An 18,354-nucleotide genomic window follows, 5' to 3' on the forward strand; every position below is an offset into this window, starting at 1 on the left:
TTCCCGCTGTCGGCGGCGAGGGCGCGATTTGTCATGGACGGCCATTTCCATGCGACGATTGGCGGGTACCTGTCGCGCCACCCGCTCCATCTCACCGCCGATCCAGGACGTGGGCGCTTTCCACGGAAAGCGCGCGCCAACGTCGTGTTTTGCCCGGAGAGCGCTGAAGGGAGGACTTGTCGCAATGCACTGCGGCCGCGAAACCGGCCGATACGCGACCGCACATCCAACGTACCAAGCATCGGGAGACGTCAACGTGGCGCAAACAGAGCACGAGTTAGCCAGTGTCAGGATCGGCCTGAAAGAGAAGATCGGTTATGGCATCGGCGATGTCGGCTTCAACTTCTACTGGGCCAATATCTCCGCGTTCCTGCTGATCTTCTATACCGACACCATGGGCCTGCCCGCCGCGGCGGTCGGCACCATGATCCTGATCACCAAGATCATCGACGCCTTTACCGACCCGGCGATGGGCGCCGTTGCCGACCGCACCAGGTCGCGCTTCGGCAAGTTCCGCCCCTACCTGCTGTTTGCCGCCGTACCGATGGCGGCGGCAGGCGTGCTGACCTACACCACGCCCGATCTGGGTGAGGGCGGCAAACTGATCTGGGCGTACGGCACCTATTCGCTGATGATGCTGATGTACACCATCCTCAGCACGCCCTATTCGGCGCTGTCCGGCGTCATCACCGCCAACAGCCAGGATCGCACCACGCTGATCAGCTTCCGCTTCATCGCCGCCTTCACCGGCACCACGCTGGTGAACTACTTCACGCTGGACATGGTGAAGTGGTTTGGCCAGGGCGACGACAAGCTCGGCTGGCAGCTGACCATGGCGGCGTACGGCGTGGCCGCGGCGATCATGTTCATGACGGTGTTCTTCACCACCCGCGAGCGCATCTCGCCGCCGCGCGAACAGAAGTCCGCGGTGATGGGCGACATCAGGGACCTGCTGGACAACCGCCCATGGCTGGTGCTCTTCGCGCTGGCGCTGATCATCATGACCACCATCGTGATGCGCGCGGGTGCCTCGGTCTATTACATGAAGTATTACGTGGGGCAGGCCGACCTGACCGGCGCCTTCCTGGCCGCGTACTCCATTGCACTGGCCATCGGCGCCGCCTGCACGCCGTTGATGACCCGCTTCATCGACAAGAAGAAGTTGATGATGCTGTTGATGGCGGCCGTCGGCGTGCTCAGTTGCGTGATGGTGTTCGTGCCGAAGGACGCGATCTGGCTGATGTTCGGCATCAACACGCTGATCGGCTTCTTCCTCGGGCCCAAGTCGCCGCTGGCCTTCTCGATGTTTGCCGACACGGCTGATTACACCGAATGGAAAACCGGCCGTCGCGCCACCGCGATGACGTTTGCCGCGGCCACGTTCTCGCAGAAGCTGGGCGGCGCGATCGCGTCGGCGGTCATTGCGTGGATGCTGGCGGCGATGGGCTACGTGGCGAACGAAGCCCAGTCGGGCGCGTCGCAGCTGGGCATCGTGCTGCTGCTGACCGTCATCCCCGGCGTCATCGCACTCATCGCCGCATTCGTCATGCGTCTGTACACGCTGGACGACGAAACGCTGGTGCGCGTGCAGACGGAATTGCTGGCGCGCAAATCCACGGTTTGACCATTCTTTAGATCAGCGGAGCGGTTTCAGATGCTTAACCCCAGCGCCGATGGCGAACGTTTCGAATTGCACAGCGCGGTAGCGATGCCGCGCGCGGCCGGCTTCCTGTGGAACCGGCGCATGATGATGCAGATGAATTGCCGCGGTTATGCCGTGGCGCAATTCATGCAGCCGGAGCCGGCCAAGTACGCGCATGCGCCGAACCTGGAAGCGAAGACGTTCATGCAGCCGGAGCAGCCGTATTACGCGCATCATCCGGGGCGCTTTTTCTACATCAAGGACGAGGAGTCCGGCGAGATCTTCTCGGCGCCGCATGAGCCGGTGCGGGCCACGCCGGAAAGCTTCACGTTCTCCGCGGGCAAGGGCGACATCGCGTGGCGCGTGGTCTGTGCGGGCATCGAGGTCGAGATGGCGGTGTCGCTGCCGGTGAACGACGTGGTGGAGCTGTGGACGCTCACGGTGCGCAACCTGTCCGGCCGTGCGCGCAAGCTGAGCATCTACCCGTACTTTCCCATCGGCTACATGTCGTGGATGAACCAGTCGGCGGAGTACCGCGCCGACTTGGGCGGCGTGGTGGCCAGCAGCGTCGCGCCGTATCAGAAGGTGGCCGATTACTTCAAGCAGAAGGACTTCAAGGACAAGACCTTCTTCCTGCATGAACGCGCGCCCGACGCGTGGGAGGCGAAGCAGGAAACCTTCGAGGGCGAGGGTGGCCTGCATCATCCCAGCGGCGTGCAGCAGGAGACGCTGGACGGTGGCGATGCGCGCTACGAAACCCCGGCGGCGGTGCTGCAGTACCGCCACGGCTTTGCGCCGGACGAGTCGCAGCAGTACCGCTTCATTTTCGGCCCCGCCTTCGACGACGCGGAAATCCGCGCACTGCGCGAGAAGTACCTGAGCGAGGCGGGTTTCGCCGATACCCGACGCGAGTATTCGGATTACGTGAGCCAGGGGCGTGGCTGCATCCAGATCGACACGCCCGATGCCGCCTTGAACAATTTCGTGAACCACTGGCTGCCGCGCCAGATGTTCTATCACGCCGACGTCAACCGGCTCAGCACCGATCCGCAGACCCGCAATTACCTGCAGGACAACATGGGCATGAGCTACATCCGCCCGGCGGTGACGCGCTCGGCCTTCCTGCATGCCCTGAGCCAGCAGGAGGAGAGCGGCGCCATGCCCGACGGCATCCTGCTGATCGAAGGCGCCGAGCTGAAGTACATCAACCAGATCCCGCACACCGACCATTGCGTGTGGCTGCCGGTCTGCCTGCAGGCCTACCTCGACGAAACCGGCGACTACGCGCTGCTGGACGAGCCGGTCACCGGCGTGACCGACGGCCGTACCCTGAGCGTGTTCGAGCGCATCAGCGCCGCGATGCGCTGGTTGCTGGACGTGCGCGACGAGCGCGGCTTGAGCCTGATCGCCCAGGGCGACTGGTGCGACCCGATGAACATGGTCGGCTACAAGGGCAAGGGGGTGTCCGGCTGGTTGTCGGTGGCCACCAGCTACGCCCTGAAACTGTGGGCCGCCGTGTGCGACGCGCGACAGCAGCCCAAGCTGGCGCAGTCGTTCCGCGAGGGTGCGCAGCAGCTCAATGAAGCAGTGAACGGCCAGCTGTGGGATGGCGAATGGTTCGCCCGCGGCATTACCGACGACGGCGTGATCTTCGGCACCCGCAAGGATGCCGAGGGCCGGATCTTCCTCAACCCGCAGAGCTGGGCGATCCTGGCCGGCACCGCCGACGACGCGCAGCGCGAAAAGATGCTGCAGGCAATCGAGCAGCAGCTCGAAACGCCGTATGGCGTGATGATGTTCGCGCCCGCGTTTACCGCCATGCGTGACGACGTGGGCCGGGTGACGCAGAAATATCCGGGCTCGGCGGAGAACGGCGCGGTCTACAACCACGCGGCGATCTTCTACATCTACAGCCTGTACGACATCACCGAATCCGAGCGCGCCTACCGCCTGCTGCGGCAGATGATCCCCGGCCCGGATGGTGACGACTACCTGCGGCGCGGCCAGCTGCCGGTGTTCATCCCCAACTACTACCGCGGCGCGTATTACCAGTTTCCGCGCACGGCCGGCCGCTCCAGCCAGCTGTTCAATACCGGCACGGTCTCGTGGGTCTACCGCTGCCTGGTCGAAGGCCTGTTCGGTTTGCAGGGGCAGGCCGACGGCTTGCGCATCGCGCCGCAGTTGCCGGCGGATTGGCCATCGGCGCGGGTGGTGCGCACGTTCCGCGGGGCGGAATTCGTGATCGAGATGGCGCGTGAGGCTGGGCGGAAGGAGACGTCCATCATCGTGGACGGCAAGGTGCTGGAAGGCGCCGTTGTCCGCGATGTGGAGGCCGGCCGGCAGTACCAGGTGTCGGTGCGTTTACCCGGCTGAACCACGCCGGGAAGGGGTTCGTGGCATCGCCGCATGCGCGATGGCCCGCATATTGCTGTGCAGCATGGCCCGGCGGCCGGATCGCATTCTGCGGACCCGGCGCTTGGCCGGGCAGCTGGAAAAGCGGGAGTCGCAACGATGAAACGAACCAGGCAACTGATCCACCTTGGTGCAGCAGCGCTGGCCCTTTGCACCGCACCGACCCTCATGGCGGCCGAAAGCGCCACCATCGGCAATGTCACCGTCGTCAATGACTATCTGTTCCGCGGCCTCTCGCAGAGCGACCGCGACCCGGCCTTGCAGGCCGGCCTGGAATACGACCATGCCAGCGGCTGGTACGTGGGCGGCTGGGGCAGCAGCATCAGCTGGCTGTCCGATACGTCCGCGCCGGGCGCGCGGGTTTCCAGCAGCGTGGAACTGGACGTCTATACCGGTTACCGCACCAAGGTTGGCGACGACTGGACGCTCGACGGCGGCCTGTACGAGTACTACTACCCGGGCAGCTATCCGCACGGCTACACCCGGCCGTACACGTTGGAGGCCTACGCCGCGGTAGGCTGGCGCGCGCTGACGCTGAAATATTCGCAGACGCTGGGCAACGCGTTCGGGGTGGCGGACAGCCGCAACAGCAGCTACGTCGATCTCTCCTGGAACTGGGAGTTCACCCCGGGCTGGCTGGTCAACGCCCACGCCGGCCGCCAGCGGATCGCCGGCGCCAGCGCCGCCAGCTACAGCGACTGGAAGCTGGGCCTCACCCGCAACTTCGACCACGGTTACGCGGTGGCGCTGGGTTATTACGACACCAACGCGCGGCGGTCGGTCTACACCAACGCGATGGGCCACTACCTGGGCCGGGCCACGGCGGTGATCAGCGCCAGCAAGGCGTTCTGAATCGGGGACGCCGCGCCACGTCGTCCTCGGCGTGGAACGGCGTCGGCGGCAGCACATGCACCAAGCTGGTGAAATGAGGCACCATGCTGCACCGTTAAGGGACTTTGCTGTCAGCCTCATGGCGCGCGAAGCCCCACGGCATGCGGTTTTCCCGCTACTGTGCCGTTGGCACACCGTTTGCTAAAGCTCATCCGCCCATTCCATTCGAGGTTGCTCCATGACTGCTCAGAAAGTGCTCGACCTGATCCAGGAACACGACGTCGAGTTCGTCGATCTCCGTTTTGCCGACATGCTCGGCGTGCACCACCACGTCACGTTCCCGGCGCATCAGATCGATGAGTCCACGTTCGAGGACGGCAAGATGTTCGACGGTTCGTCGATCACCGGCTGGAAGGGCATCAACGAGTCGGACATGATCCTCATGCCGGACCCGGAAACCGCGCATCTGGATCCGTTCAGCGCGCACGTGCAGCTGATCCTGCATTGCGACGTGCTGGAGCCCAGCACCATGCAGGCCTACGGCCGTGATCCGCGCTCGATCGCCAAGCGCGGCGAGGCGTTCCTGAAATCCACCGGCATCGCCGACACCGCATTCTTCGGGCCGGAGCCGGAATTCTTCATTTTCGATTCCATCCGTTTCCAGAACGACCCGGGTCGCGTTTTCTACGAGATCGGCTCCGAAGAGGCGGCCTGGTCGTCGCGCTACAAGTACGACGGCAACAACACCGGCCACCGCCCGGGCGTGAAGGGCGGCTATTTCCCGGTCAGCCCGGTCGATTCGCTGGGTGACCTGCGCGCCGACATGTGCAAGGTGCTGGAGTCGCTGGGCCAGACCGTCGAAGTGCATCACCACGAAGTGGCCAACGCGGGCCAGTGCGAGATCGGCGTCAAATTCAACACGCTGGTGAAGAAGGCGGACGAGCTGATCACCATGAAATACGTGGTCAAGAACGTGGCGCACCAGAACGGCAAGACCGTCACCTTCATGCCCAAGCCGCTGGTCGGCGACAACGGCAGCGGCATGCACGTGCACCAGTCGCTGTCGAAGAATGGCGAGAACCTGTTTGCCGGCGACCTCTACGGCGGCCTGTCGCAGATGGCGCTGTGGTACATCGGCGGCATCTTCAAGCACGCCAAGGCGATCAACGCGTTCTCCAACTCCACCACCAACAGCTACAAGCGCCTGGTGCCGGGTTTCGAGGCGCCGGTGATGCTGGCCTATTCGGCGCGCAACCGCTCCGCCAGCTGCCGCATCCCGTACGTGGCCAGCCCCAAGGGCCGTCGCATCGAAGTGCGTTTCCCCGACCCGATGCAGTCGGGCTACCTGGTGTTCACCGCGCTGATGATGGCCGGCCTGGACGGCATCATCAACAAGATCGACCCGGGCGCCCCGGCCGACAAGGACCTGTACGACCTGCCGCCGGAAGAAGAGAAGAACATCCCGCAGGTCTGCTCCAGCCTCGACGCCGCGCTGGAAGCGCTGGACAAGGATCGTGACTTCCTGAAAGCCGGTGGCGTGTTCACCGACGACTTCATCGATGCCTACATCGAAGTGAAGATGAAGGAAGTCACCAAGTACCGCGCCAGCACGCACCCGCTGGAGTTCCAGATGTACTACTCGCTGTAACAGGCGATTCATGCGGGAAGACCACGGACGCTGCGGCGTCCGTGGTCGTTTTGGGGCGGCGGATTCGGGCACACTTTCGCCCGCGTTTCATGTGGTCGGCGTAACCTTGGTGGTCGCCGTTGGCCGCATCTCGTGGCGCGGCCGCCCCTCACATCCCCGCAGGAACAACGCCATGGCCAACGCAAACGCCGCCTCATCGGGCACTTTCAAGATCGGCGGAAATACCGCCATCCATCGCCTCGGTTTCGGCGCCATGCGCATCACCGGCAAGGGCATCTGGGGGCTACCGGCGGACAAGGCCGAGTGCTTGCGCACGCTGCGGCGACTGCCCGAGCTGGGCGTCAATTTCATCGATACCGCCGATTCCTACGGGCCCGATGTGTCCGAGGGGTTGATCCGCGAAGCGCTGCATCCGTATCCCGGCATGCTGGTGGCCACCAAGGCCGGGCTGACCCGCAGCGGGCCGGACCAGTGGCAGCCGCTGGGTCGCCCCGAATACCTGCGTCAGCAGGCGCTGAAAAGCCTGCGCTGGCTGGGTGTGGAGCAGATCGGTCTGTGGCAGTTGCACCGCATCGACAACAAGGTGCCGCGCGATGAGCAGTTCGGCGCGATCAAGGCGTTGCTGGACGAGGGCATCATCGCCCACGCGGGCCTGAGTGAGGTGTCGGTGGATGACGTGGTTGCGGCGTCCGCCGTGTTCCCCGTAGCCACCGTGCAGAACCGCTACAACCTGGTCGATCGCGGCAGCGAGGACGTGCTCGACCATTGCGAAAAACACGGCATCGGCTTTATCCCGTGGTATCCGCTGGCCGCCGGCAGCCTGGCCGGCAAGGGCGGGCTGCTCGATCGCATCGCCGCCGCGCATGACGCCACGCCCGGCCAATTGGCGCTGGCCTGGCTGCTGCGGCGCAGCCCGGTGATGCTGCCGATCCCCGGCACGTCGAAGGTCAGCCATCTGGAACAGAACGTGGCCGCGGCCGGCATCACGCTGTCCGACGAGGAATTCGCGGAACTGGACGCGGGCGGCAAGGCGGAGTCCAGCTCCGCCACGCCCGACTGATCAGCGACGTCGGCGCGAGCGTCGCCAGCGCAGCCAGCGGCGCTCCACCCACAGCAGGGTCCGCAACATCGGGCGGCGCAGAAAGGGCAGGTCCTCGGCCAGCAGCAACAGCCCCAGCGGCAACATCCACAGGCCCAGTATCGGCAAAACGCTGAAGATGCCCCCGGCAATCAGCAGCAGGCCCACCGGCACGCGGACCCAGCGCGACGAGGGCACGCGCAGCCATCGTATCGGCCGCGCAATCCACCCGGGCAACTGGGTTTCCATGCGATGGAAATGGCGGTTGAGCCGTGTCTCGTCCTTGTCGATCATGCGGCGCGGCAATCGGCGGTCATCATGCAGGCATTGTATGTCGCGACCTGTCCGCTGACCGGCTGCGGAGGGAGTGGCAGATGCCGTGGTTCATCTATCGAACCTTGTCCGGACGCCGCTATTCCTCCTCATCGACCCCGTTGCCGCGCGCCTGGTAGGAGGGGTCCGCCGCATCGCGCACATGGCGTGTCGCCTCGCGCAGCCGTGGCTCCAGCCGCGCGCAGTCCAGCACCACCTTGCCCGAATGCACGCCGCGCACCGCCGACAGCGGCAGCTCGAAGTCGCCCGCATTCTCGATATAGATGACCAACTCCGGCGGCTCCGGCCGGATCTCCCGCACCGAGCCGATGCCTTCGCCCCCGTCGGAGACGAAAACCATGTCGCCCAACTGGATGGATTCGTGCATGTTGGAGGCCCTCTTTCGTGGCGTCGGTACACGCTCGCGGCGTGTCCCGCCACAGTGCCCACCGCAGGGTGAATGCCCGGTATAAACGGTGCCAAGCCGATGTTCCACGACGGAATTTGCCCCGCGATGCAGTAGACCGCACGCCATACACATCAGGGCTATTGCACCAAATGTAAACAACACCCACAATGGTGCAATGAGCGACCGCGACTGGCAGGCGTGTGCGGAGCAGATGGCGGCGGGGCTGGCCCTCGTCGACGCCGATCTGCGTCTGCAATGGCTCAACCCCGCGCTCGCCGAATGGCTGGAATGGGGGCCGCGCAGCGCGCTTGGCCAGCCGCTGGCCGGTGTGCTGGGCGATGCCTCCCGGCAGGCACAGCGGAGTCTGGCGCAGCAGCGGCCGGTGCAATTGCGTGGAGTGGTGCTGACCGCTGTGAGCGGTCGGCAAACGCGGGTCGACATCGCGCTGCAACCACTCGATGGCGGCTTGTTGCTGGAGGCGCACGCGCTGGCCGAATCGCCGTCGGGCCAGTCGCCGCTGTCGGCCACGTTGCGTGGTTTCGCGCACGAAATGAAAAACCCGCTGGCCGGCCTGCGCGGTGCCGCGCAGTTGCTGCAGCGGCGCGTGACCGGCGAGGACCTGCAGGCGCTGGCCGGCCTGATCATCGATGAGGCCGATCGCCTGGGCGCGCTGGCCAGCCGCCTGTTGCACAACGACGGCGCGCCCACGCTGGCGCCGGTGAACATCCATCAGCCGCTGCAGCGCGTCGCCGACCTGCTGCAGGCCGAGCCGCAGCCGCCGCGGCTGCGGCTCGACTACGACCCCAGCCTGCCCGACCTGCACGGCGACGCCGACCGCCTGCAGCAGGCGCTGTTGAACCTGGCCCGCAACGCGCTGGAAGCCGGCGCCACCACGCTCACCCTGCGCACCCGCGCCGAGTACGGCCTGCGCCTGGGCGACGGTGTGGCGCGGATGGCGCTGCGCGTGGACGTGGCCGACGACGGCCCCGGCGTACCCGCGGCCTTGCGCGACACCTTGTTCGAACCGCTGGTGTCCGGCCGCGTCGACGGCACCGGCCTGGGCCTGGCGCTGTCGCGCGAAATCGCCCACGAACATGGCGGCGAACTGCGCTACATCAGCCGCGCCGGCGACACCGTGTTCTCGCTGTACCTGCCACTGGAGTCTGGCCATGACTGATACCCCGGCACCGGAAATCTGGATCGTCGACGACGACCGCGGCGTGCGTTTCGTGCTGGCCGAAGTGCTGCGCGACGCCGGCCTGGCAGTGCGCGAGTTCGGCGAGGTGGAGACCGTCCGCACGGCGCTGCACGACGACCGGCCCGCGCTGCTGCTGACCGACGTGCGCATGCCCGGCGAGGATGGCCTGAGCCTGCTGCGCGAACTGCAGGAGTTGGGCGTGGGGCCGGTGATCGTGATGAGCGCCTTCACCGATGTGGCCACCGCCGCCGCCGCCTACCGTGCCGGCGCGGTGGACTACCTGGCCAAGCCGTTCGACCTCGACCACGCCGTGGCGGTGGTGCAGCGCGCGCTGGCCAGCGCCGCGGCACCGGCTGAACCGATCGTCGAACCGGTGGCATCCAACCATGCCCTGCTGGGCGAAAGCGCGCCGATGCGCGAAGTCTTCCGGCTGATCGGCCGCGTGGCCGCCAGCGACCTCAACGTGCTGATCACCGGCGAAACCGGCACCGGCAAGGAGCTGGTGGCGCGCGCGCTGCACGAGGAAAGCGCACGCCGGCAGAAACCCTTCGTGGCGCTCAACACCGCCGCCATCCCCAGCGAGCTGCTGGAAAGCGAACTGTTCGGCCACGAGGCCGGCGCGTTCACCGGCGCGCTGCGCCGCGTGGCCGGTCGCTTCGAACAGGCCGAGGGTGGCACGCTGTTCCTGGACGAGATCGGCGACATGCCGCTGGCGCTGCAGACGCGGCTGCTGCGTGTGCTGGCCGGCGGCGAGTTCTACCGCGTGGGCGGACGCGAACTGATCCGCGGCGACGTGCGCATCGTGGCGGCCACCCACCAGGACCTGTCCGCGCGCGTGGCCGCGGGCCTGTTCCGCGCCGACCTGATGCACCGGCTGGACGTGGTGCGCATCGAACTGCCCGCGCTGCGCAACCGGCGCGGCGACATCCCGCTGCTGGCGCGGCATTTCCTGGCGGCGATGGCGCAGGATCTGAAGCTACCGCCGAAGCGGTTCTCCAAGGCCGCGCTGAAACTGATCGCGCAACGGGATTTCCCCGGCAACGTGCGCGAGCTGGAAAACCTGTGCCGGCGACTGGCGGTGATCGCGCCCGGCAGCGAAATCCTGCCCACCGACCTGGACGGCATGCGCAGCGCGCCCAGCGGCGGTGACTGGACCGACGCCCTGCGCGACTGGGCCGCCGAAGCCCTGGCCGCCGGCGAAGTCGAAATCCACGCCCGCGCCCGCGAGGCGCTCGACCAGACCCTGCTCCAGGCGGCATTGCAGGCCTGCGATGGCCACCGGCAGAACGCGGCGCAAGCCTTGGGCGTGGGCCGCAACACGCTGACCCGCAAACTCGGGACGTCGCGGACGCGCAAGTCGTCTTGAGGGGGCTTCCCGCAAACGCTGCACCTCAACGCCACAAAGAAACCGTAATCCCCTCTCCCCTGCGGGGAGAGGGTAGGGAGAGGGGGCACACGCCGCGGGGAAGCTCAACGAAGCTTGCTCGCATCGCCGAACCCCCCCCGGCCTCCCCGCAAGCACCGACCCCTCTCCTCAATCCTCTCCCCCAAGGGGGAGAGGAGTCTTAGCGCCCAGCGTGACCCGCAACCGGTGCACCCGCCCATCGTCCACCAGCGCCACGGCCTTGCCGGCATCCAGCGTTTGGCCGTCCATTTCCATCGCCCGCACGCCGCGGCAAACCCGTTGCGGATTCTCCACGCTGACCTCGTAACAGCTGACGTGCTGCTTGCCACGATGCCGATAGGTGAGCGTGAAGCCTGGCCAGTGCTTCGGCATACACGGGTCGATGCGCAACTGCTCGCCGCGTAATTGGAACCCCAGCAATGCTTCCAGCCCGGCGCGATACAGCCACGCGGCGGAGCCGGTGTACCAGGTCCAGCCGCCGCGGCCGACGAGCGGGGGTTCCGCATAGACATCGGCGCAGACGACGTAGGGTTCGACCTTGTAGCGCTGCACGGCCTCGGCGCTGGCGCTGTGGTGGATCGGGTTGAGCAGGCTGAATAAATCGCCGGCGCGGTCGCCGTCGCCCAAACCGGCCCAGGCGAAGATCGACCAGATCGCGCCGTGCGTGTACTGGCCGCCATTCTCGCGCACGCCGGGCGGGTAGCCCTTGATGTAGCCGGGGTTCTGCGGGCCGCCGTCGAACGGTGGGGTGAACAGTTTCGCCACCTGATCGGTGTGATCGACCAGCAGCCGATCGACTGACGCCATGGCCTGCGTAGCGCGTTCGCGGTCGATCGTGGCCGGGTCGCCCGCGCTGGCCATCACGCTCCACGATTGCGCGATCGTGTCGATGCGGCACTCGTCGTTTTGCGCCGAACCCAGCGGCGTGCCGTCGTCGTAATAGCCGCGCCGGTACCACGCGCCGTCCCATGCCTGCGCCAACGCCTGGCGCAAGGTGTCGGCATGGTCGCGCCAGCGGCGGGCGCGTTCACCATCGCCGCGTTGCTCGGCGATAGGTGCCAGCGCCGCGATGGCGGCCAGCAGAAACCAGGCCAGCCAGCTGCTTTCGCCGCGACCGGCGGCGCCCACCGCGTTCATGCCGTCGTTCCAGTCGCCGGTGCCGATCAGCGGCAGGCCATGTGCGCCGATGGCGAGGCTGCTGTCGATCGCGCGCGCCGTGTGTTCGTACAGGCTTGCCACGTCGTCATTGTGGCCGGGCAGGAAGAACGCGTCGGTCGCGCCGTCCTCGATCGCCGGGCCGGTCAGCCATGGCAGCGCTTCGTCGAGTACGGCGTCGTCACCGCTGACGCGCACGTAGTGCATGGCCACGTAGACCAGCCAGAGTCGATCGTCGCTGATGCGGGTGCGGATACCCTGGCCCTGCGGCGGCAGCCACCAGTGCTGTACGTCGCCCTCGGCGAACTGGCGACCGGCGGCGCGCAGCAACTGCTCGCGCGCCACGTCGGGGCGGCTCACGCACAGCGCCATCACGTCCTGCAATTGATCGCGGAAACCGTACGCGCCGCTGGCCTGGTAATAGGCCGTGCGCGCCCACAGGCGGCAGGCCAGCACCTGGTACAGCAGCCAGTCGTTGAGCAGGATGTCGAGGGCGCGATCGGGCGTGCGCACCTGCACCGCGTCGAGCACGTCGCTCCATTGCGCGGCCACGGCGACCAGCACGTCGTCGATGTCGATGCGCCGGTAGCGGTCGATCAGCGTTTGCGCCTCGGCTTCGGCACTGGCGTCGCCCAGCAGGAACAGCAGGTCGACCTGGGTGTGCGGCGGCAATTCGATGCGCGTCTGCAGCGCGCCGCAGGGGTCCAGCCCGGCGCCCACGCGACCGGCCAGCGGCGCGCCGTCGTGCAGCGCGGCGGGATGTTCAACCGTGCCCAGTTCACCCAGGAATTCGCGCCGGTCGCCGCTGATCGATTGCTGCTGCCCCGCCATGTCGAAAAACGCCACGCGCTCGCCGAAATCGGGCCGCCACGGGTTGCGCGCCAGCATCGCGCCGGTGGCCTCATCATGCGCGGTGATCACGAACGGCGCCGGCGTGCTGCCGTTGGCGCCCAGCGCCCATTGCACATAACCGGTCACCGACAATTGCCGCGTGCGCGCCGAATGGTTGCACAGGCGCAGTCGCGACAGCTTGACCGGATCGGCCAGCGGCACGCATTGCACGAGGTCGGCTTCGATGCCGTGGGCGTCGCTGCGGAAGCGACTCCAGCCCTTGCCGTGAGTGGCGGTGTAATGGGCGCCGGGCACGCGGATCGGCAATGCCGTGGCGCTCCACACATCGCCGGTGTCCTGGTCGCGCAGGTAGATCACGTCGTGCGGCATGTCGCTGACCGGATCGTTCGGCCACGGCGTCAGCGGGTTCTGCTGGCTGTTAAGCGACCACGCGTAGCCGCCGCCCTCGGCCGACACCAGAAAGCCGAACGCAGGGTTCGCGATCACGTTCACCCATGGCGCCGGCGTGGTGCGGCCGTCATCGAGATCGATGCGATAGGCGCGGCCATCGTCGACGAAGGCGCCGCTGCCGTTGGCGAATTCCGATCGTTCGGCGCTGGCGGCGGCCGGCGGTGCGGCCGGGGTGCTGGCGCGGATCGGCGGTGCTGCGACGGCGGCGGCCGGTGCATCGGGCATGTGCGGTACCGGTTCGGCGGCGTCCAGCACCAGCCGTGCGACGGTCAGCAAGCCTTGCCGCAGTTCGGTGGCGAGAGTGTCGTCTTGCAGCACGAACAGCTGCGCCTTCGGCCCACCATCGTCGACCGCCAGTCGCGCCTGTTGCGCCTCGACCAGTGGCGTCAACGCCTGCTGCAGCGCGCTGTCGCCGGCGGCGGTATCGAGCAGCACCACGTCCACCGCCAGTCGCTGGCTGCGCCACCAGGCCTGCGCCTGCAGCAGCTCGCGCACGCGCACCAGCGTGTCGGTGCCGCGCACGTACAGCAGGGCGATCGGTCGATCGCCGGAAATGCCGGCGGCCCACAAGGTGGGTGGGCCGCCGCGGCCGCGGGGCAATTGATCGACGGGCGCGCGTTGTGCGGTGTCGGCCACCAGCAGCGCGCTTAACCACTGCGCGCAGCGGGCCGCGCAGGCGGTGTCGATACCGTGCCGCGCCCGTTCCGCCTCGGCCTGGCGGGCGGCGCCATCAAACAAGGCCGCGGCAGCGCCGGCTTCGGTCAGCCGTGCGGCCAGCGCCAGCGCACCCTCGCGGGTATCGGAAAGCGTGGTCCACAACAACAGCGTCACGCTGCCGCGAGGCACCAGGGTGAGCGACTGGCGCAGCGCGAAAACCGGATCGAGCACGCAGCCCACCGTACCGGACAGCGCCGCGCCGGGCGCCATCGCCTGTGCCCGCGCCAGTGTGCGGCCGCGTCCAAGGAATCGTGCGCGGTCGGTTTCAAAGCTGACGCCGTCGGCGCGCTGGCCTTCGATCTGCAGCGCCTGCGCGCACCACGCCGCGGGGGGAGCGGCGTCGCGCGCGCGGCGATGGGCCAGCAGCAGGCCACGCGCCGCGTCCCATTCGGTCTGCACGAACATCTTGGAAAACGCCGGATGCGCGTCGTCGGTGGCCGCCGTGCCCAGCACCAGTTCGGCGTAGCTGGTGAGCGTGAGCATGCGTGTGCGGTCACCGTGATTGCTCAGCGTGACGCGGCGCAGTTCGGTGTCCGAGTCCGATGCCACCGCGACCTCCAGCTCGCTGTGCACGCTGTGGTGGCGGCGGCTGAAGCGGGCGTGGCCGATGCCGAATTCCACCGCGTCGTCGGGTGTGCGGCTGGCGCCGGGTTGTTGGGTCAGCGACCACACCTCGCCGCTGTCCTCGTCGCGCAACAACAGGTAGCTGCCCCACGGGTCGCTGACCGGGTCCTCGCGCCAGCGGGTCACGGCCAGGTCGCGCCAGCGGGTGTAGCCGGAGCCGTTCGCGCTCAGCATCACGCTGAGCTTGCCGTTGGACAGCAGGCAGTGCTGGCGCGGGTCGATGGTGCGGGAAGATGGCGACATCGGGGTTCCTGTGATGAACAGGTCCCCGATGATGCGCCGACAACAGCATCGGCCGCGTCAACCTGCGTTTCATCGCGGTGGGGGGTACCATGCCGTGCTCATCGGCCACGCGATCCGCCGCCGACTTCCTGCAGCGAGACAGGCCACTCCCCGATCCATGCGTTCGTCCCCGTCCAGCCCGCCGCTCCGGCCCGACCCGTTGTTCCAGCGGCTGCAGAGCAAGGCGTTTGCGTATTTCCAGTACGAAACCAACCCGTTGAACGGCCTGGTATCGGACAAGACCGCGCCGGACTGGCCGTGCAGCATCGCCGCCACCGGGCTGGCGCTCAGCGCGTATCCGGTGGCGGTCGAACGCGGCCTGCTAAGCCACGCGGAGGCGTTGCAGCGGGTGCTGACCACGCTGCGTTTCTTTCGTGACAGCCCGCAAGGGCCGGAACCGGACGCCACCGGCTACCGCGGCTTCTACTACCACTTCCTGCACATGCAGACGGGCCGGCGCGCCTGGCAATGCGAGCTGTCCACGGTGGACAGCGCCTTCCTGTTTGCCGGCATGCTGACCGCGGCCGCGTATTTCAACGACGACAGCGCCGAGCAGAAGGAAGTACGCGAGATCGCGCACGCCTTGTACGAACGCGCCGACTGGCTCTGGGCGCAAGCCGCCGATGGCACCATCGGCCATGGTTGGCATCCGGAAAGCGGCTTCATCCCGCACCGCTGGCAGGGCTATGACGAAGGGCTGCTGCTGTACGTGCTGGCGCTGGGTTCGCCCACCCATCCGCTGCCGCCCAGCGCGTACGCGGCCTGGGCCAGCACCTACGAATGGAAGCACTGCTACGACCTCGATTACCTGTACGCGGGGCCGCTGTTCACCCATCAGCTGTCGCATGCGTGGATCGATTTCCGCGGTATCCAGGACGCGTTCATGCGCGGCAAGGGCATCGATTATTTCGAGAACAGTCGCCGCGCCACCCTGATCCAGCAACGCTATGCCATCGACAACCCGCTGGGTTTCAAGGGCTACGGCGCCGACTGCTGGGGCATCACCGCCAGCGACGGCCCCGGCCCGGCCACGTTGAAGGTCAACGGCATCGAGCGGCACTTTTACGATTACCAGGGCCGCGGCGCACCGTTCGGTATCGACGACGGCACGCTGGCGCCATGGGCGGTGGTGGCCTCGCTGCCGTTCGCGCCGGAGGTCGTGTTGCCCGCGGTGCACCACTTCATCCATACGCTGCAGCTGCACGATCATCATCCCTACGGCTTCAAGGCCAGCTTCAACCAGAGCTACGTCGACAAACCCGGCATGGCGCTGGATGGCTGGGTGTCGCCGTACTTTTTCGGCCTGAATCTGGGGCCGATCCTGCTGATGGTGGAGAATTACCGCAGCGGCCTGCCGTGGCAGCTCATGCGTGGCTGCCGCTACATCATCGATGGCCTGCGCCGCGCCGGTTTCAGCGGTGGCTGGCTGGATACCGATCGGCATACGCGATAATGCCTTCCCGGGTGCTGCCGTGTGGCGCGCCCTTTTTTTGTTTTCTGTGACGGAGTAGTGCGATGGAACTTGGCATGGTGGGTTTGGGGCGCATGGGCGCGAACATGGCCGAACGGTTGCTGCGTGGCGGCCACAAGGTCACCGGCTTTGACCCGAACGTCGACGCGCGCAAGGCGCTGGAAGGCAAGGGTGCGGCCAGCGCCGATTCGCTGCAGGCCCTGGTGCAGGCGCTGCCAGCGCCGCGGGTGGTGTGGCTGATGGTGCCCGCCGGCGCGATCACCGATGACACCGTCAACACGCTGCTGTCGCTGCTGTCCCCCGGCGACACCGTGATCGATGGCGGCAACTCCAATTACAACGACACCTTGCGTCGCGCCGCGCTGTACCGCGAGCACCAGCTCGACTACGTCGACTGCGGCACCAGCGGCGGCGTGTGGGGCCTGGCCGAGGGCTACAGCATGATGGTCGGCGGCGACGAGGCGGTGGTGAAACGTCTGCAGCCGATCTTCGAGACGCTGGCGCCGGGCAAGGATGCGGGTTGGGGCCGTGTGGGTCCGGTCGGCTCCGGCCACTTCACCAAGATGGTCCACAACGGCATCGAGTACGGCATGATGCAGGCCTATGCCGAAGGCTTCTCCATCCTGGAGCATAAGCAGGAGTTCGGCCTGGATCTGGCGCAGATCGGCGAGATCTGGCGCCAGGGCAGCGTGGTGCGTTCGTGGCTGCTCGACCTCACCACCGACGCGCTGACCAAGAACCCGAAGATGGACGGCATCGCGCCCTACGTGCCCGATTCCGGCGAAGGCCGCTGGACGGTGGACGAGGCGATCCAGCTCAACGTGCCCGCGCCCGTGATCACCTTGTCGCTGATCGCCCGCCTGCGCTCGCGCGACACCGAGTCGTTCACCGACAAGCTGCTGTCGTCGATGCGCAACGAATTCGGCGGACACGCGATCAAGAAGGAATGATCGGGTTCGCTGGGAGGTTCCTGTCCCTGTAGGAGCGGCTTCAGCCGCGACCGTTTCAGCTTTGCAGTTTCGGAGCAAAAGCGGTCGCGACTGAAGTCGCTCCTACAGGCGCGCTCCCATAGTGCGGTTTAAAGCAGATCCGCTTGCGCCGGCGCATAGCTCAGCTCGCCATCGACGATGCGCGCGGGCGAGGTGTAGGGATGCTCGGTGCTGTGGGTGGCGTCCATGATGTGGATGACCTCGATGCCGCGCAGCTTCAGCACGTCGGACACCAGCGAGCGATGGCAGCGCCACCACACCGCCTCGGCGCACATCATCGCCGTGCGTCGCTGCGAGGCCAGCGCCAGCAGCGCCTCCAGCCCTTCGGCGAATTCGTCGGTGGCGGTGTAGTCGGCGTAGCCCTGGAACGAGGCATTGCGCCACGCCGTATTCGGCGAGCCCGGTTGCACCTTGCGCCGCCCGCCCAGTTTGGGCATCCATTGATAGGCGATGCCGTGGGTGGGCAGCGACTCGGCCAGTGCCTCGCTGGCGAAATAGGGGTAGCGACGCGAACCGGGGAAGCGGCGTACGTCCGCGATCGCCTCGATGCGGTAGGTCTGCAGCAGGCCAGTGAACTCCTCCAGCGTGCGGGTGGAGTGGCCGATGGTCCACACGGTGGCAGGCTTGACCAGCATGCTCAGTCGATCTTGTGCAGCGCGGCGCCCTTGTGCATCGCCACGTGATCGGTCTTGTCGCTCTTGATCTCGTACTGCGGATCGTCCTCGCTGCAGCGGCGCATGTGGCCTTTGTATTCCGTGTCGCGCGTGTGCACCTTGGTGATGGTGCCACTGACGTGGCCGGCTTCGGAATTCCAGCGCACGTGGTCGCCGACTTTGAATGCGTGGGACATGAGGGCCTCCGGTGGATACCGCACGCATG

At 67.0% G+C, this 18,354-nt stretch carries 14 protein-coding genes; 9 read left to right on the forward strand and 5 right to left on the reverse strand.

Annotation, left to right across the window (positions count from 1 at the left end):
- Positions 1-256: 256 nt before the first annotated feature.
- The 5 genes from ASD22_RS12330 to ASD22_RS12350 all read left to right on the forward strand — a co-directional run bounded on the left by ASD22_RS12330 (position 257) and on the right by ASD22_RS12350 (position 7,593).
- Positions 257-1,624 (forward strand): MFS transporter, encoded by a 1,368-nt coding sequence (locus ASD22_RS12330; RefSeq protein ID WP_056084293.1) that lies wholly within the window; start codon positions 257-259, stop codon positions 1,622-1,624.
- Between the two features lie 30 nt (positions 1,625-1,654).
- Positions 1,655-4,015 carry an NdvB protein gene (locus ASD22_RS12335; protein ID WP_056083638.1) on the forward strand — a complete coding sequence of 787 codons (2,361 nt, stop codon included), beginning with the start codon at positions 1,655-1,657 and terminating at the stop codon, positions 4,013-4,015.
- 138 nt (positions 4,016-4,153) lie between these two features.
- A complete protein-coding gene (locus ASD22_RS12340; protein ID WP_056083641.1) occupies positions 4,154-4,906 on the forward strand; it encodes a TorF family putative porin in 753 nt (250 codons plus the stop codon).
- Positions 4,907-5,123: 217 nt separating this feature from the next.
- The gene (gene glnA / locus ASD22_RS12345; protein WP_056083644.1) at positions 5,124-6,533 is read left to right on the forward strand and encodes a type I glutamate--ammonia ligase; all 1,410 of its coding nucleotides are present in this window, start codon (positions 5,124-5,126) and stop codon (positions 6,531-6,533) included.
- A gap of 172 nt (positions 6,534-6,705) precedes the next feature.
- A complete protein-coding gene (locus tag ASD22_RS12350; protein ID WP_056083647.1) occupies positions 6,706-7,593 on the forward strand; it encodes an aldo/keto reductase in 888 nt (295 codons plus the stop codon).
- On the opposite strand, the gene ASD22_RS12355 is transcribed toward ASD22_RS12350, so the two are convergent.
- Both ASD22_RS12355 and ASD22_RS12360 read right to left on the reverse strand, forming a co-directional pair.
- On the reverse strand, positions 7,594-7,905 hold the full coding sequence (locus ASD22_RS12355) for a hypothetical protein (protein ID WP_056083650.1): 312 nt from the start codon (positions 7,903-7,905) through the stop codon (positions 7,594-7,596).
- Between the two features lie 118 nt (positions 7,906-8,023).
- Positions 8,024-8,311, reverse strand: a complete 288-nt coding sequence (locus tag ASD22_RS12360; RefSeq protein WP_056083653.1) for a hypothetical protein — start codon at positions 8,309-8,311, stop codon at positions 8,024-8,026.
- Positions 8,312-8,507: 196 nt separating this feature from the next.
- Between ASD22_RS12360 and ASD22_RS12365 the strand changes: the two genes are divergently transcribed.
- Together ASD22_RS12365 and ntrC are read left to right on the forward strand one after the other, a co-directional pair.
- Positions 8,508-9,509, forward strand: coding sequence for an ATP-binding protein (locus tag ASD22_RS12365; RefSeq protein ID WP_056083656.1), 1,002 nt, complete (start codon positions 8,508-8,510; stop codon positions 9,507-9,509).
- Positions 9,502-10,896 carry a nitrogen regulation protein NR(I) gene (ntrC, locus tag ASD22_RS12370; RefSeq protein ID WP_056083659.1) on the forward strand — a complete coding sequence of 465 codons (1,395 nt, stop codon included), beginning with the start codon at positions 9,502-9,504 and terminating at the stop codon, positions 10,894-10,896. Before ASD22_RS12365 ends, ntrC begins: the two co-directional genes overlap by 8 nt.
- Positions 10,897-11,064: 168 nt before the next feature.
- Here ntrC and ASD22_RS12375 read toward each other — a convergent pair whose 3' ends face one another.
- Positions 11,065-14,976, reverse strand: coding sequence for a glycosyl transferase family 36 (locus tag ASD22_RS12375; RefSeq protein WP_056083662.1), 3,912 nt, complete (start codon positions 14,974-14,976; stop codon positions 11,065-11,067).
- A gap of 157 nt (positions 14,977-15,133) precedes the next feature.
- Between ASD22_RS12375 and ASD22_RS12380 the strand changes: the two genes are divergently transcribed.
- Positions 15,134-16,468, forward strand: coding sequence for a glucoamylase family protein (locus ASD22_RS12380; protein WP_056083665.1), 1,335 nt, complete (start codon positions 15,134-15,136; stop codon positions 16,466-16,468).
- Positions 16,469-16,530: 62 nt separating this feature from the next.
- Positions 16,531-17,436, forward strand: coding sequence for a phosphogluconate dehydrogenase (NAD(+)-dependent, decarboxylating) (gene gnd / locus ASD22_RS12385; RefSeq protein WP_056083667.1), 906 nt, complete (start codon positions 16,531-16,533; stop codon positions 17,434-17,436).
- A gap of 128 nt (positions 17,437-17,564) precedes the next feature.
- On the opposite strand, the gene ASD22_RS12390 is transcribed toward gnd, so the two are convergent.
- Both ASD22_RS12390 and ASD22_RS12395 read right to left on the reverse strand, forming a co-directional pair.
- Entirely contained in the window at positions 17,565-18,110 is a 546-nt protein-coding gene (locus tag ASD22_RS12390) for a DUF488 domain-containing protein (RefSeq protein ID WP_056083672.1), read from the reverse strand.
- Between the two features lie 2 nt (positions 18,111-18,112).
- Positions 18,113-18,325 carry a DUF2945 domain-containing protein gene (locus ASD22_RS12395; RefSeq protein ID WP_056083675.1) on the reverse strand — a complete coding sequence of 71 codons (213 nt, stop codon included), beginning with the start codon at positions 18,323-18,325 and terminating at the stop codon, positions 18,113-18,115.
- Positions 18,326-18,354: the final 29 nt, after the last annotated feature.

Origin of the sequence: Rhodanobacter sp. Root480, assembly GCF_001426645.1 — a bacterium.
GTDB lineage: Bacteria > Pseudomonadota > Gammaproteobacteria > Xanthomonadales > Rhodanobacteraceae > Rhodanobacter > Rhodanobacter ginsenosidimutans.

Excerpts from the sequence above, each read along its gene's own strand:
- ASD22_RS12395 (WP_056083675.1), bottom strand. The coding sequence starts at position 18,325 with ATGTCCCACGCATTCAAAGTCGGCGACCACGTGCGCTGGAATTCCGAA.
- ASD22_RS12335 (WP_056083638.1), top strand. The coding sequence starts at position 1,655 with ATGCTTAACCCCAGCGCCGATGGCGAACGTTTCGAATTGCACAGCGCG.
- ASD22_RS12360 (WP_056083653.1), bottom strand. The coding sequence starts at position 8,311 with ATGCACGAATCCATCCAGTTGGGCGACATGGTTTTCGTCTCCGACGGG.
- gnd (WP_056083667.1), top strand. The coding sequence starts at position 16,531 with ATGGAACTTGGCATGGTGGGTTTGGGGCGCATGGGCGCGAACATGGCC.
- ASD22_RS12380 (WP_056083665.1), top strand. The coding sequence starts at position 15,134 with ATGCGTTCGTCCCCGTCCAGCCCGCCGCTCCGGCCCGACCCGTTGTTC.
- ASD22_RS12390 (WP_056083672.1), bottom strand. The coding sequence starts at position 18,110 with ATGCTGGTCAAGCCTGCCACCGTGTGGACCATCGGCCACTCCACCCGC.
- ASD22_RS12350 (WP_056083647.1), top strand. The coding sequence starts at position 6,706 with ATGGCCAACGCAAACGCCGCCTCATCGGGCACTTTCAAGATCGGCGGA.
- glnA (WP_056083644.1), top strand. The coding sequence starts at position 5,124 with ATGACTGCTCAGAAAGTGCTCGACCTGATCCAGGAACACGACGTCGAG.
- ASD22_RS12365 (WP_056083656.1), top strand. The coding sequence starts at position 8,508 with ATGAGCGACCGCGACTGGCAGGCGTGTGCGGAGCAGATGGCGGCGGGG.
- ASD22_RS12340 (WP_056083641.1), top strand. The coding sequence starts at position 4,154 with ATGAAACGAACCAGGCAACTGATCCACCTTGGTGCAGCAGCGCTGGCC.
- ASD22_RS12375 (WP_056083662.1), bottom strand. The coding sequence starts at position 14,976 with ATGTCGCCATCTTCCCGCACCATCGACCCGCGCCAGCACTGCCTGCTG.
- ntrC (WP_056083659.1), top strand. The coding sequence starts at position 9,502 with ATGACTGATACCCCGGCACCGGAAATCTGGATCGTCGACGACGACCGC.
- ASD22_RS12355 (WP_056083650.1), bottom strand. The coding sequence starts at position 7,905 with ATGATCGACAAGGACGAGACACGGCTCAACCGCCATTTCCATCGCATG.